The organism is Chitinophaga sp. 180180018-3, assembly GCF_037893185.1.
GTDB lineage: Bacteria > Bacteroidota > Bacteroidia > Chitinophagales > Chitinophagaceae > Chitinophaga.
The window spans coordinates 3,992,810-4,007,951 of the sequence record NZ_CP140772.1; the positions used below are offsets into that span (position 1 = coordinate 3,992,810).

Consider the following 15,142-nt stretch of genomic DNA (forward strand, 5'->3'; position numbering starts at 1 on the left):
CGGTGAATTATCAGTTAAGACCTCGCTGGGCTTGGGTAGTAGCCAATTGTCCATTTAACGCCGAACTTGTCGCGAAGCACACCCATCCTCCCTGCAAAAAAATCGTGCAGGGGAAATATGACACTACCGCCACCTGAAAGATTGGAGAAATAGTTTTTCAGCTCCTCTTCAGAACCGCAACTGAGCGACAGGGAGAAGGCGTTATCCGCAGGGTTTACGGCCTCTTCAAGGCCTCGCCCGTCGGATGCTAAGAGCACCATTTCGCCCTTCGTAAGACTGGAATGCAGGATACTGTCTGCCGTATTGGCCGGGAACTGGTTCCCCATGGGTGACTCGCCTACTGTTATAATATCAAGCGTTGCGCCAAGCGCATCCTTATAAAATGTCATGGCTTCGCGGCAGTTGCCGTTGAATGTGATGTGAGGATTAATCTGTGACATGTTAGTTTATTTTTGGTTATCTATCGTCTCTACAAATTTATTAAGAGCAAAAAAATTGTAGGGGGTTGGACACGACAAAAAAGGGGAGTTTTGCGATATTCTGCAGAAACTGCAACGCCCGGTAGCTAAAAGCCACCGGGCGTTATTTATATCAAAATAAAATCCTTACTACACCTCAATAAGAGTAACGGCCTCACTTCATCTTCTTCTCAAAAATCTCCTTAATACACTCCGGCTCATTCGCAGTTTCAGCCTCCCCCTGCAATCATCTGCCAGATTTACTATTCATTCCTGGGCATATCCGGATTAAAATACAAAACGCTCATAGGTATCTGTAATGTATACCGGGCGCTTTTCGGTGGCAAAGTAGCACGTACTTCATTATTAGCACCATATCGTACCACGGCCGGCATCTTTCCCTCCGCGTCCAGACGGCGCATATCAATCCATCTGAATCCACGGAAGGCCAGTTCAAATCCGCGTTCCCGCATCACCCAATCGAGTACTTCGTTCTTATCTGCTGACGTAAGTGGTTTCCAGGCAGATTTCCGGATCCTGTTTTTGCGGATATCGTTCAACTGTCCGAGTGCGGCATCCATATCGCCTTTGCGTGCTGCCACTTCTGCAATGATCAGTTTCATTTCTTCCACCGATGTACCGAAGTTGGGTACCGGTGTTCCGTTTACCGCAAAGTAAGATACTCCCCTTTTTTGAAAACTCAGGTCGCCCAATGACGTGTAAAAGAGGCGCAGGCGGAGATCGCTGGTATCAAAGCGTTTCAGGAAGTTGAGTGTAGGATACTCCCAGGACGAGGGATAGGTAGAATACCGTGCATACAGCTCAGTAGGGCGGTCGACCATTTTAGGCAACTGTGATGATTTCGTCACCGTATTATAATCAATCAATGCCGGCGGATTATCACCCATAGCCATCTTTGCATATTTCGCTGCATCATCGTAACGTCCGCAATACAGGCTGGCCCTTGCCAGTATACTGTACGCCGCCGGTACCGATCCGCGGAAACGGTTAGCTGCATTGCTGGCTGATAGGCCGGGAATAGCTTCATTGATATCAGCAAAGATATGATTATAGATCTCTTCCACAGTGCTCCGGGTCGGTGTTTTCTCCGACACATCTACGGACACCATAAATGGCACCGCCAGATCTTTATCGGCCGTTGTACTATTATATGGTTTTGCATAGAGATTTACCAGATACAGGTATTCAAATGCACGCCCCAACAAAGCTTCCGACCGGATACGCTTTTTATCCGCGTCCGTACCGTTGCGGGCAGCATTAATGCCCAGCAACACCGCATTATACTTGTATATATTGCCATAATGTTTTCCCCAGATAACCGGAACATCCTTCGTATCGGTATTGTACTGCTCAGCCCAAAGGTATACCAGGTCTTCCGGTCGGGTGGGCACCAACGGAATGGCAGGTACATCAGCCTCATCAGAAAGCAGGTTAAGTTCCCGTGCACCACTGGCTGTCAGCGATGAACTATTCAGGAACAGGTCGAAATCATTGACGGTACTTAGAATTACTTTTCCTTTCGGTTCCACATCCAGGTACTTCCGGCAGGAAGTCGCAGCGAACATCAGTCCTGCCATTCCGAATATTGCAATAATATGTTTCATCTTTTTACCTGCTGTTAAAAGTTGGTGAATAAACCTATCGTATAAGAAGGAACAAGATGCCTTCTCGCAAAACTGCCTGTAGCAAGGCTGTAATCATATTTGTTCAGGCCTATGGTAGTCAGATTGCTGGCCTGCAGCTTCAGTTCGAAGCTGGAGAAACCAAGCCTTTTGATTTGTTCCACATTTCTGAAATCGTAAGAGAGGGTTATATCGCGCAGTACGAAGTAAGCGCCATTCACCACATTTCTGTCTGCATTATTGTAAACATAAAAATGATAATTATTATACAACCAATAAGGATAAAGCCCCATAACATCTGTCTTCTTCTCATCGCCGGGATGACGGAAGTAATTTTCGCTTCCCTCCAGTGGCCTGGTATTATATATCGATGGCGCAGGTACTCTTGTTTTAAATCCTCCGTAATAATCAATCATACAGTACACGTAAAAGTTACCAATGTCTACCCGGTTGCTCAGCCCGGCACTCATGGAAGGGATACTGTTTCCATTATACACCAGATCCCTGAACCCTTCATTGAGTGCGCCGTAACCAGGTTGTTTGATTTTCCCGTTCACATCGTACATCAACGGAAGACCAGTAGTATCGAGGCCTGCATAACGGTAGCTAAACATAGCGCCTACCGGGTACCCTACTACGTAGTTATTAGAGATAAATGAATAAGAATCTGCCTGGTTGTTTACATACAGGCTCAGCACCTTATTGGTGTTAACAGAAAGTGCAATACCGGTATTCCAGTTAAAACGCTTATGGGAGATCCAGTCGGCATGCAGGTTTAGCTCTACTCCGTTATTCCGGATAGACGCTGCATTCAACACCGCACTGCTGGATCCTTTAGTAGGATCAATCTGCGACGCAGCGAGCAGGTCTTTACTTTTCTTCAGGTAATAATCGAGGCTGCCGTAAATCCTTCCAATAAACCGGAAATCCAGCCCAACGTTCAGATTCTGGGTCTGCTCCCATCGCAGTGCCGCATTCTGCATAGATGCCAGGTCCAGCGCAGTGGAAGGCGGGTTGGTTCTCAGGTTGGTGGCATAAGCCGCCACTATCTGCGGAATACTGGCTTTGGAGGTATTCCCGTTAAATCCATATGCTGCACGCAGCTTCAAAGCATCCAGCCATTTTGCGCCCTGCATAAAACGTTCCTGGTCTATATTCCATCCCGCTCCCAGCGACCAGAGCGGCTTGTAGCGATACTTCGGATCTGTTCCGAATAAATTCGACTGGTCGATGCGTACACTACCCGACAAAGAATATTTTCCGCGGTAAGCATACACCCCGTTAAAATAGCCCGATACAAAGCGATCGTCAGAATATCCCTTGCCAAATAAATCGCTGTAGTTCAGCCGCGGGTTTCCGCCGGCAAATGTAGATACCCAGTATCCTGTAAAAATCTTATTGTAGTCAACCGGCAGCTGCAATAATGTTTGATCATTATAACCAAAAACAGCGCTCTTGCTTGATTCATTGGTCACCTTTCTGTTTTCCGCGCCCAGAATCAGGTTAAACGAATGCTGGTCGTTCAGTATTTTATTATAGTCCAGCTGCGCTCTCAGCGTATAACTCAGGGTGTTATTGGTTGCCTGCCTGATGTACCCGCCTCTCGGTATATTATAGATGATCCCGTTGGTTCCCTGCTCCGCATATTCGTTCACATACTGACGGGCCTCGGACGATTTTTCACTGGCATAGTGTTTCAGATCTGCCCGTGAGTTTTCGTAGATACCACCGAAACGCAAACTGAATCCGTGTCCCAACTGATAAGTAAAGTTGGCAATGATCTTATTATTGACGGTTTTCGTAAGATCACTGATCTCGTTAACATCCACGAGCGGATAAGCCAGGTTATCATAAAGTCCCAGCTTACGGATAGAATCATTGAATACAGGATTCATTCTCGAACCTGCGAAAACAGGCAGCGGATTCCCGTTCTTATCCTGGAAACGCTCGTACCCATAAACATTCATAAAATCAGGTACCGGCGCTGTCCTGTTTTGTGTTTCAAGGTAATCCGTAGTCAACTCCAATGCGAAACGCCTGTTGAACTTATAGTTTGCCCTGCCTGACAATAAAAAGCGGCTGTCGTTGTTATTGATCTGCGATAAACGATCTCCTTTATAGTTCGCGGAAACATAATAAGTAGCCCTTTCACTGCCGCCGGAAAAATTCAGATCGTATTGTTGCGTAACGGCTGTACGCAGAAACAGCCGGCTATAATCCGCCGCATTATTGTACCCCCCCAACTCAGCAAACCTTTTCTCCAACCCACTTTGATTAATAAGCCCGGCATTTCTGTCGAGCAGAATTTCGTATCCGGGTTGATAGTTATAATACCGTGTCTTATAGTAACTCCAGTCGACCGGCATATCTGTTCCGTCTTTGTAATTATCCCGCAAATAGTCCAGCACCGCTGTGTTAGGCCCGAGCCGGTAGGTGTTATACTTTTCTTTGCCGGTAAATCCCAGCGTAGTGCGGAAAGCAAACTTCGTGCGGCCAATCTCTGCCTGTTTCCGTTCTATGATCACCACACCGTTGGAAGCGCGTACACCATAAATAGTAGCAGCCGCTGCATCCTTCAGCACTGTCACTGATTTGATTTCATTGGGATTGATAGCATCGAGCGACAATTCAGTAGGGTATCCATCCACCACTATCAGTGGTTGTTTGTTAGCGGAGATAGTAGATAATCCACGGATCTGGAACAATGAGTTCCCTTCAAATTTCATGTCGTTATTGATCAGTACTCCCGGTAATTTATTCTGGATGCCCGACAAAAAGTCCGTACTGATCCGCGACTCGTATTCCTTTGTGGTGATAGACGCGATAGCACCTGTACTTTGTTCCGGGCGTATGCGCTGATAAGCCGTAGTCACTTCCACCGTTCCCAAATTATGCCGGCCGAACTTCATGACTACGTCTTTCATATCCGCCAGCTCCTGAGCTTTCAGGGTAATAGTTTCGTAGCCCATGCAGGAAATGCGAACTACTGCACCGGCTGGCACATTGCGTAGCATATAAGCACCGGTACTGTTGGTGATTACGCCGCCGGTGCTTACCTGTACGGTTACATAGGCCAATGGTGCTCCCTGTTCATTTCTTACTATACCCGCCAGATTTACTGCCGGCTCCTGAGGTAACAATGGTCCTGTTTTTACATAAACGACAACAGTGCCGGAAACACTCTTGAAATCAAGAGCTGTTCCTTCCAGCATCTGTTGCAGGGCCTCCCCCAGTGGCTTATTAACACAATGGACACTAACGTCGTTCTTTCCGGCAACTTCTTCGGCCGGAAATGAAATTTTACATCCTGCCTGTTTGGCTGCTTCTGTAAGCAGGGTGGCCAGGGGTTGATGTTGCTTCGATAAACTGATGTTCTTTTGCAGGATCTGGGCATGACTGTACAGGCCATAGACGGCCAGCATCAGCAGCAGACATACTTTCCTCATGTTAAAGGCGGTTTGGTTGATTTTTGATATGCTATAAGCGACGACTATTAAACTGTAATAGTGACAATGCTATCTGTGACTGTATATGTATATCCTAAAGTTGTACAAACGATATCCAGGATTTCGGTTAGCGGTTCTGTTCCATTAAATGCATCCGTAATAGTTACCCGTTTGCTCTTATCTATTGGTTCATTGAATTTGAATGTAACCTGGTAGCGGTCCGACAGCCGGCTACATACCTCATTCAGTGTCATATTATTAAACAACAATCCCTTTGCCAGCCAATCCGGCTGCCGGCCTGTATTAACCGGTACAGCTGTTTCAACAGGCATATTTTCTTTCAATACCACTTCCTGTCTTTTAGTAAGGATAGCTAACTTTTTACTATCTTTTTCCACCCTTACCTTTCCACTGGAAACAGTGACAGTAACTCTACCTGAGGCGACATCCGATTTGATATTAAATGCAGTACCTAACACATAGGTATAGATGCCAGCTGCCTTCACAATAAAAGGCTTCCGGGCATCTGTACGAATATCGAAGTAAGCCTCCCCCTGTAATGTCAGCCGCCTTTCTTTTGTATTGAAATCCGGCGCCGGTGAAATTGTACTTCCCGCGCGTAGTACCACTACCGAACTGTCGGGTAGCACCAGGTGCCGGTCATATCCCGTAGCTTCCTGCATTCCGGGAACCCTGGCCGATTTTAAATCAGCTACTGCATTTGCAGGTGCAGTAACAGCTGATGGCGCCACGGCATTAAAATGCCTGACCATCCATAAGACGCCAGCCAGCACAGCTGCCGCAGCGATGCCGCCATACAGCCGGCGATACCTGGTTCGCTGTTCAGGTATGCGCTGCCGGAACTCCTTATATCTTGTATCAAGGTAGGCCGTATCATACACATCCCAACCGGGAAGTGCAGTTCCTTCTTCCAGGGAATCATACCAACTGCGAAGCTGCTCCAGCTCCTCATCCGTACACCGCCCTGCTTTGTATTTTTCCAGCAACAACCTTAGTTCTTCCTCTTGCATGTATAATCGATATAGATATTGACGAAGCAAAAATGCGCCACCGTTACTCTCTTTTTAAATATTTTTTATCTTAATACAACATAAGGAGACTGATTTGTTTTACACATATTTTATTCTATCTTTAACCCGAACAGAACAGGGGAATCACGTTGAGGTGCAACCAATCAAATACGACAGACCAGTCATTATTATCGCTTTGGGAAAAGGGCGATGAAACAGCATTCGAACAAATCTACCGCAGATATTTCCCGCAGCTGGTTACCATTGCTTACCATAAAACCAAAGATCGCTTTCTTGCCGAAGAGCTTGCACAGGAGAGCCTGCTGGCATTTTATTGCAAGAGAGATTACCACGTCAGTAACATTCCCGCCTATCTCCAGGTGATCCTGCGTCATAAAACATATGATCATTTCAGGAAGATGTTGATCGACAAACAACATGCGGAACAGGCAATCCTTGCGAAGCCAGCTTCAATAGAAGACACTCCTCACCAGCTATACCACTCGGATCTGCTAAAATCTCTGCACCGCCAGGTATTGGAACTTCCTCTGCAATGCCGTACTGTTTTCCTGCTGAGCCGCGAGAAACATATGTCTAATCATGAAATTGCAGCCACTCTCGGCATTTCAGTTAATACTGTGGAACAGCATATGCGCAAAGCGCTGAAAAGGCTGCGGGAAGGAATGCTGATGGCATTCCTGATGTGGGTAATCTCATAGAAAATCAGAGATTAACAGCTATCCCATCCAAGAATTAGCGGCAGTATAAATAATCAGGTCAACTATTATCAGTCAACTATTCAAACAATATTTCTATTTTTTTTTATTTTAAAAAAAAACTCCTACTTTAGTCTCATTAAACCCAACTCCACATGAAATCAGCCCAATTTTGTTTGTCGGCCTATTGCCTGCTTGCAATAATCGCAGATTTACACTACAAAAAGGATGAGCTATCTGACGTACGGAGAACGATTCAACCTCTTATTAAACATTAATAAACCCTTACTAAAACCTGTAGAAATCCAAAAAAAGACAATAATCCCGTGTTAATAAAATTCGCGAGCAACCCAAAGCGCTTCAGTACACAATTTTAGAAAGATATAGGTTCCCTGTAGTTTTAAAAAGCCCTTTTGGATAAAGTTCGTTAGTCATTGGGAGACACGCCATTCAGTATACTGGTAGCTAATCTGCCGCGAATTCTATTTCCCCTTTTTACATAAGACGACGCCCTTGTACTATCCAAAGAAAAGAAGAACGTTAGACCTGTCTTAGCACAATATCAAATCACCAATGGTATCTCCATATAAGGAAAAATATTGAAAGGAAAAGTTCAGGAGAAGTTACAAACCCAGATTCCCGCTTATGCTGATAATTTGATCGCTACATCAGCCTTCGAATTGAAGGATTCGCATGCCGATACTTATGTTATACCCAGAATCTATCGACTTGCTATAGAAGTAGTTATCTCTGTATAATAGCATCAGTAAATAATAAAAAAAATTGCCGCACACATCTGCAGCATCTTCGCTAAAGCAGCGGAAAGGACATTATTTGCCAATCAATTTCCATAGCATCAAAGAAAAATAAAATGAATAAACTGATAACAATGGTAGCAGCAGGCATAGTCATTATGTACAGTGGAGATTCATTTGGTCAATTTAAAGTTACCGGTAAAGTAACGGATACTACTTTTCATGCGCTTACATTTGCTACTATTGAATTGTACAAAGATAGCCTCCGTCTCAAATCATCTGTGACAGATAGCGCCGGCGGGTATACCCTCGAAAATATTCAGTCAGGCATCTATAGCCTGCGATGCAGCTACCTGGGCAACAAACCATGGACGAAAGAAATAAATGTAACAAATGATATTGTAGTCAATATAACATATAGAACGAGCAGTAAAAACCTTGCTGGCATTACCGTTACAGGAAGAACTATTGAGCAGGTAGGCGACAAACTTTATTTCAATGTCGAAAACAGCATGCTGTCCAGGGGGTATAATGGAATAGAGGTTCTTCAACGTAGTCCCAAGTTGAATATTGGCCCGGATGGCGAAATCCTGTTGTCAAATAAAGCAGCTATCGTATTAATCAATGGCAGGAAGATGCCTCTACAGGGGGCAGCATTAAACACTTATTTATCCGGCTTAAATGCAGAGGAGATCAGGCGGATTGAAATACAGGATGTAGCCTCTTCTGAACAGGATGCAACGTCTGGGGGCGGCGTCATTAACATTATTACAAAAAAGAATCCACATGGATTCAAAGTGATTGCAAAAGCATCTTACCTCTTTAGAAAGAACAGCTATAGCACGGAAAACGGCGCTTTAAATCTGAACTATGGCACAGAAAAATGGGCGGTATATGGCGCTGTTAATTATAATAAAGATAAAGATTTGGGAAAATCCACCGGGGCTTTCAATTATAAATCCGGAGTTAAAAATAACAATGCAGAGGTATTTGATCAAAATGAAAAGAGCACGGATTATAGAGCAGGGATTATCTACTACCCTGATAAAAAACAAGAGACAGGTATTGAAGGCTATTACAATCAATACCACTCCAACTTTGATGGATATGGTACCCAGCAACTCGATCAGGTGGGATTACCTGCCATCAACAGTGAGATACACTCAATATCGGGGTCGAACGATTGCCTTTGGTACCTGACATTTAATTACGTCTATAAGACAGACGAAAAAGGCAGTAATTTTAAATTCATCGGCGATGTAGGCAACAATAAAAACCTACCCTATAATGACGTTCAAACAAATTACAGAAATGACGCGGCAAAAGACAGCCATGATCAATATAATACTACGGCTCTTTCCAATTATTATACGCTGCAGATTGACTGGACAAAAAAGTTAGCAGGTAATTTCGACTTCCAATCCGGAATTAAATACGGAAGGGTGAAGAGAAATAATGAATTAATCTCCCAATATCTCGAAAATGGAAGTTGGATATACAATAAAAATCAGTATCAAAAATTTGACAATCAGGAAGGCATTCTTGCCTGGTATGCCAGTGCAAGTAAACAATGGCAAAAACAGTATTTGAAGATTGGTTTGCGGATTGAGAATACTGATATCAAAGGGTTAAATAAGATCAATGATAAAAACGTTAAACAGAACTACACGAGGCTCTTCCCAAGTCTCTATTACAATTACAGCCTGAAAAACGATATGGGTTTCTCCATCAGCTACAAAAGGAGTATCACAAGGCCATTCTTCTCGGACCTAAATCCATATACGATTAAACAGAATGACTATCTGTACTTCATCGGCAATCCATATCTACAGCCTTTATATATGGATGCAATAAGGATAGCTTTCGATTTCCCCCAACAATCCATTTCAATTTTTGCCAGAAAAACGACAAACACGATTCAGGGTGCCTATTATACTGATAGTAATCTGGTAAACTATTTCCAACCACAGAATTTCGGAAAATTTTGTGAAACCGGCATTGATTATACCTATGCCGGTAATATTTCAAAATGGTGGTATGCCAGTATAAATACGGGGGTTTTCTACAATTCTTTTGATGCCATTGATGGAGTAAACACAGCCGGATTGTCATTCTATAATAATATTTATTGCCAGTTCAAAATTAGCAAGGCATGGTCGGTAGATCTATCTAACTTCTATCAGCATCGTTACAAAAATAAAAACCTTCTGGGAGAGCCCAAATACAAAACAGATCTATCCATAAGAAATACTTCCATAAAAAACATCATTCTCACACTAAGATCAAGTGACATTTTTAATACCCGCATCGATGAGAACACTTCTTACTACAAAAACTTCGACTCCTATTTCCGGTTAAAAAAACTGACGCGGTCATTTATGTTTTCTATCCAATACACATTCGACAACAAGAAAAAACTGAACACAAAAACTGTGAAATCAGACAATGAAAGCCGGCAAAGGCTCTGACACGCAGTATAAAATAGTTGCAACGAAGGAGATTGCTGAAAATCCTAAAAAGAGTAAGCGTAGTTCAAAACTGAAAAAAAATGAAAAACTTAAAATCCCTTGACAAAAAAGTGACCCCACTGAAACAAACAGAGTTACGTAAACTCAAAGGAGGTTTCTCTGCATTCGGCGGCTCTGTAAACGTAGTTAAAGAACCCGTAAATGTGAACGTGGATGTAGCTGCAGGACACCAATGCGCCTGTGCATGTAGCCCAGGATCAAATTAACCCAGAGGCCGGTCTTAAGACTATAAGACCGGCCCTTATACCTTGACCTATAAACCTAATATTATGAAATTAAGTAGATTTAATACTGCTGTTCCATATGACGGTGCAGTTGTATATCACAACTCATACTCAAACAGATTCCTCTTACTGGACCAGATGCTATACGACATGATTGCCATTATAAGGACACCCTCAGATTTAGAAGACTTAAGGGAAATCCACGAAGAGTTCTACAATGCACTAACTGAATATGGATTTATAGTAGAAGAAGATACAGATGAAATAGCAAAAGCCAGGACGCTGATAGAATCTATCGATAATCAGGACTCATATTTCCATTTAATTGTCAATCCAACGATGAATTGTAATTTCAGCTGTTGGTATTGTTACGAAAATCATGAAAAAAAATCAAGAATAACCGACGAGGTTATAGACAAGATAGAAGCACTAATCGAAAATATATTTGTAAGCAAGCCTGGTATCCAAATATTCAGTCTATCATTTTTTGGAGGAGAACCGTTGCTATTTTATGACAAAATGAGTATTCTCATGAAGAAAGCAAAGATACTGTCGGATAAGTATGGAAAGGAATTACAGATCTCCATTACCTCTAACGGCCTGCTCATTGATGAGAAAATAATTGAGGAATTAAAAGGTTATACTGTAGCGGGATTTCAGATAACACTGGATGGAAATAAAGACAAACATGACCTGGTACGATTCGTCTCAAAATCAAGAGGATCCTATGAGAAAATCATGGACAATATCAGGGCCCTCGTCCGCAATGGCTTTTTTATAACTATGAGAGTAAATTTCACAAAAGAAAACCTGATTGGATTGGAAGATATAATTGATGATCTGAGAGACTTAACTGAAGAAGAAAAGAAACTCATATCGCTATCCATGCAAAAGGTATTTCAGGAACCAAGCACACAGGAATTAATTGACGACGTGGGCAAATTCAAGGAATATGCCCGCAAAAATGGCATATCCCATCGGAGTGCAATTCTTGCAGATACTGTCAGAAGCTCCTGCTATGCAGATAAGCAGAATGAAGCCGTAATTAACTACAATGGTGATGTATATAAATGTAATGCCAGAGATTTCAACCAAAAAAATAAAGAAGGTATATTAAATGAAAAAGGAGAGATTATCTGGAACGAACAGCACAATAAAAGGTTAATACCTAAATTGACCAATAAGCCATGCCTGGAATGCTCCATTATGCCGATTTGTGGTGGAGGTTGCAGCCAGATGATAGTGGAGAATATTGGCAGAGACTATTGCGTGCATGATTTTGACGAAAAAAGCAAGAAACGACTAGTACTCGAAATGTTTTTAGATCAGGAAACAATAAAAATTTAAAATGATCTTCTTTCCACAACATGATCAGATGGATTGCGGGCCGGCCTGCCTCGCAATGGTGGCTTCCAGCTACGGTAAGATCTACGGCCTGAATTATTTACGGGAACAATCATTTCTCTCCCGGGAGGGAGTATCCCTATTGGGAATAAGTGATGCTGCCCAGCAAATCGGCATGGAAACACTGCCAGCAAAGGTTTCTCCCGACATGCTTGCGGAAAAAGAAACGCCGCTTCCCGCCATCCTTCATTGGAATCAAAACCATTTTGTTGTACTTGAAAAGATACAGCGAAATCCTTTCACAAAAGAATTACGATATAAGATAGCTGACCCGGCACATGGATTCATCACATTATCCAGAAAACGCTTTGAAAAACACTGGCTTTCAGCAGATGAAGAAGGAGTAGCATTGTTTCTGCATCCCACTGAACATTTCTACAAACAGGATCCATCAAAAGAGGAAAAGGCATCTATCCGGTTTTTATTAAGTTATCTTATCCCTTACAAACGTTCTCTGATCTGGATGCTGGTATTATTACTGATAGGGTCAATAATTTCACTGGCCTTTCCGCTTCTTAATCAAGTGCTGATAGACAAAGGCGTTAATGGAAAAAATCTCAATTTCATTACGTTGATACTATCGGCGCAACTCAGTCTTTATCTGGGCAGCCTGGTGATGGAATTATTCCGTAACTGGATTACACTTGTAGTAGGCACCAAGGTGAATATCCAGATCATTTCGGACTTCTTAAGAAAACTAATGAAACTACCCATTAAGTTTTTCGACACAAAATTAATGGGTGATTTTAATCAACGGATTACGGATCACGATCGTATAGAGAATTTCCTTACCTCTCAAAGCCTGCTCACTTTCTTCTCTATGATCACCTTTATAGTTTTCTTTGGGGTGCTCTGGTACTACAATCCGCAACTATTGTTAGTTTATCTGGGACTTAGTATTGTCGCCGTATTATGGTCATTATACTGGCTGAAACGGAGAAAGATACTAGATTATTTCCGCTTTCAGTTGCGCAGCGAAAATCAGCAATCCATTTATGAAATAATGAATGGTGTAACAGAAATGAAACTAAACCAATTTGAAGAATATAAACGCAAAGAATGGGAAACAATTCAGCAGAAAATATTTAAAACGAATATCCGCACGCTAAGACTTAACCAAATACAATTAACGGGATTTGAGTTTTTCAACCAATGTAAAAATATATTCGTCACATTTCTTGCAGCATCATTTGTCGTTCACGGACAAATGACACTAGGAGCATTATTGAGCGTATCATACATCATCGGCCAGATGAACTCCCCCATCAATCAACTGGTAAATTTTTTCCGATCATTGCAAGATGCCAAACTGAGCCTGGCCCGGCTCAATGAAGTGCAGCAGCATCCGGAAGAAGACGCCCAGGCTGAACATACTTCGGGAACTATGCCACCTCATAGGAACGATAACATGAATGCCTTCAACGGAAAAGATTTTAAGTTATCCTGCATAGATTTCCAATATGAAGGGCCGAGGTCTCCCTTTGTTCTGAAGGATATATCCCTTCATATCCCTCAGGGAAAAATAACCGCTATCGTAGGTGCCAGCGGAAGCGGAAAAACTACGCTAATGAAGCTGTTGCTGAAATTTTATGATCCTGTGAATGGTAGTATCCATCTTGGCGATCATCCTTTAAACGAGGTACCTCATCTATGGTTGCGTAAACACAGCGGAGTAGTATTGCAAGATGGCTTTATTTTTGGAGACACCATTGAACGTAACATTGTATGCGGTGATGAACATATCAACAAAGAAAGATTACATCAAGCACTTCATATCGCTAACATTGACTCATTTATTGATGGTCTTCCACTGGGCTTGAATACAAAGATCGGTTCTTCGGGCAATGGCCTTTCCGGAGGACAGCGTCAACGTATATTGATAGCTCGTGCCGTATACAAAAATCCCCTCTTCCTGTTTCTGGACGAGGCAACATCCGCCCTGGATGCAGAAAATGAAAAGGTCATTCATGATAACCTACAATCTTTCTTTACGGGAAAAACCGTAGTAATTATTGCCCACAGACTTTCTACCGTTAAAAATGCAGATCAGATCGTTGTACTAAAAGAAGGACAGATTGTAGAAAGCGGCACTCATCATCAACTTGTAGGAAAGAAGATGAACTACTACAACCTGGTGAAGAATCAACTGGAACTGGGAAGCTAACAGTTGAAACTAAACCCTATATTAACTATCTTTAGCGCCACAAAACACAACACCGTGGCTAAAATCAACGCTTCATTCTACCAGCGGGAAGATGTACTGCTGATTGCGCAACAATTATTGGGAAGTACACTGGTGACAAACATCAACGGAGTGAGAACGGCTGGTATTATCGTGGAAACCGAAGCCTATGCCGGCGTCACAGACAGGGCATCACATGCCTGGAACAACCGCCGTACTAACCGTACCGCCGTTATGTATGAACCAGGCGGCGTTGCTTATGTTTATCTCTGCTATGGTATACATTACCTGTTCAACATCGTTACCAATGTCCGCGATACGCCGCAGGCTGTATTGGTAAGAGCGCTGGAGCCGGTAGATGGGCTGGAGATCATGAAAGAAAGAACCGGAAACAAAAATCCCCTGCTTACCGCTGGTCCGGGTGCACTCAGCAAAGCAATGGGCATAGATCTCCACCTCAACGGTTCCCGTCTCTCCGGTAATAAAATTTGGGTAGAGCAACACTCCCCGGTCAGCCATATCGATATGGCCGCTGATACCCGTGTGGGCGTTCAATACGCCGGTGCCGATGCATTTCTTCCTTATCGTTTCTATATAAAAAACAATAAATGGGTCAGCAAAGGAAAAGGATTAACACTGCCGTTGTCAACATAAATACATCTTTTTTGTTACTGTTTATAACGAATATATTTCTACTTTTAACTTTCATTTTGAATGTTGGGTCCCTTATGAAATAAGACAGTAACATGCCCTCA

General features: G+C 42.8%; 10 protein-coding genes. 6 read left to right on the forward strand and 4 right to left on the reverse strand.

Annotation, left to right across the window (positions count from 1 at the left end; translation table 11 throughout):
- Nucleotides 1-14 precede the first annotated feature (14 nt).
- The 4 genes from UNH61_RS15735 to UNH61_RS15750 all read right to left on the reverse strand — a co-directional run bounded on the left by UNH61_RS15735 (nt 15) and on the right by UNH61_RS15750 (nt 6,578).
- Complete coding sequence (locus UNH61_RS15735) at nt 15-440, reverse strand: VOC family protein (protein WP_326992916.1); 426 nt, start codon at nt 438-440, stop codon at nt 15-17.
- A gap of 281 nt (nt 441-721) precedes the next feature.
- Nucleotides 722-2,083, reverse strand: coding sequence for a RagB/SusD family nutrient uptake outer membrane protein (locus UNH61_RS15740; protein ID WP_326992917.1), 1,362 nt, complete (start codon nt 2,081-2,083; stop codon nt 722-724).
- Nucleotides 2,084-2,097: 14 nt separating this feature from the next.
- Nucleotides 2,098-5,547 carry a SusC/RagA family TonB-linked outer membrane protein gene (locus UNH61_RS15745; RefSeq protein ID WP_326992918.1) on the reverse strand — a complete coding sequence of 1,150 codons (3,450 nt, stop codon included), beginning with the start codon at nt 5,545-5,547 and terminating at the stop codon, nt 2,098-2,100.
- A 47-nt stretch (nt 5,548-5,594) separates the two neighbouring features.
- Nucleotides 5,595-6,578, reverse strand: a complete 984-nt coding sequence (locus tag UNH61_RS15750) for a FecR domain-containing protein (protein ID WP_326992919.1) — start codon at nt 6,576-6,578, stop codon at nt 5,595-5,597.
- Between the two features lie 149 nt (nt 6,579-6,727).
- Between UNH61_RS15750 and UNH61_RS15755 the strand changes: the two genes are divergently transcribed.
- From UNH61_RS15755 to UNH61_RS15780, 6 genes are all read left to right on the forward strand, one after another.
- The gene (locus tag UNH61_RS15755; RefSeq protein WP_326992920.1) at nt 6,728-7,297 is read left to right on the forward strand and encodes an RNA polymerase sigma-70 factor; all 570 of its coding nucleotides are present in this window, start codon (nt 6,728-6,730) and stop codon (nt 7,295-7,297) included.
- Nucleotides 7,298-8,165: 868 nt separating this feature from the next.
- The gene (locus UNH61_RS15760) at nt 8,166-10,517 is read left to right on the forward strand and encodes an outer membrane beta-barrel protein (RefSeq protein ID WP_326992921.1); all 2,352 of its coding nucleotides are present in this window, start codon (nt 8,166-8,168) and stop codon (nt 10,515-10,517) included.
- An 80-nt stretch (nt 10,518-10,597) separates the two neighbouring features.
- Nucleotides 10,598-10,783: a hypothetical protein gene (locus UNH61_RS15765; protein ID WP_326992923.1), complete on the forward strand. Its 186-nt coding sequence runs from the start codon at nt 10,598-10,600 to the stop codon at nt 10,781-10,783.
- 63 nt (nt 10,784-10,846) lie between these two features.
- Complete coding sequence (locus tag UNH61_RS15770) at nt 10,847-12,148, forward strand: radical SAM protein (protein WP_326992924.1); 1,302 nt, start codon at nt 10,847-10,849, stop codon at nt 12,146-12,148.
- A 1-nt stretch (nt 12,149) separates the two neighbouring features.
- The gene (locus tag UNH61_RS15775) at nt 12,150-14,369 is read left to right on the forward strand and encodes a peptidase domain-containing ABC transporter (protein ID WP_326992925.1); all 2,220 of its coding nucleotides are present in this window, start codon (nt 12,150-12,152) and stop codon (nt 14,367-14,369) included.
- Between the two features lie 54 nt (nt 14,370-14,423).
- The gene (locus UNH61_RS15780; RefSeq protein ID WP_326992926.1) at nt 14,424-15,041 is read left to right on the forward strand and encodes a DNA-3-methyladenine glycosylase; all 618 of its coding nucleotides are present in this window, start codon (nt 14,424-14,426) and stop codon (nt 15,039-15,041) included.
- Nucleotides 15,042-15,142: the final 101 nt, after the last annotated feature.

Coding starts and splice junctions, on each gene's coding strand:
- UNH61_RS15735 (WP_326992916.1), bottom strand. CDS start 440: ATGTCACAGATTAATCCTCACATCACATTCAACGGCAACTGCCGCGAA.
- UNH61_RS15740 (WP_326992917.1), bottom strand. CDS start 2,083: ATGAAACATATTATTGCAATATTCGGAATGGCAGGACTGATGTTCGCT.
- UNH61_RS15745 (WP_326992918.1), bottom strand. CDS start 5,547: ATGAGGAAAGTATGTCTGCTGCTGATGCTGGCCGTCTATGGCCTGTAC.
- UNH61_RS15750 (WP_326992919.1), bottom strand. CDS start 6,578: ATGCAAGAGGAAGAACTAAGGTTGTTGCTGGAAAAATACAAAGCAGGG.
- UNH61_RS15760 (WP_326992921.1), top strand. CDS start 8,166: ATGAATAAACTGATAACAATGGTAGCAGCAGGCATAGTCATTATGTAC.
- UNH61_RS15765 (WP_326992923.1), top strand. CDS start 10,598: ATGAAAAACTTAAAATCCCTTGACAAAAAAGTGACCCCACTGAAACAA.
- UNH61_RS15770 (WP_326992924.1), top strand. CDS start 10,847: ATGAAATTAAGTAGATTTAATACTGCTGTTCCATATGACGGTGCAGTT.
- UNH61_RS15775 (WP_326992925.1), top strand. CDS start 12,150: ATGATCTTCTTTCCACAACATGATCAGATGGATTGCGGGCCGGCCTGC.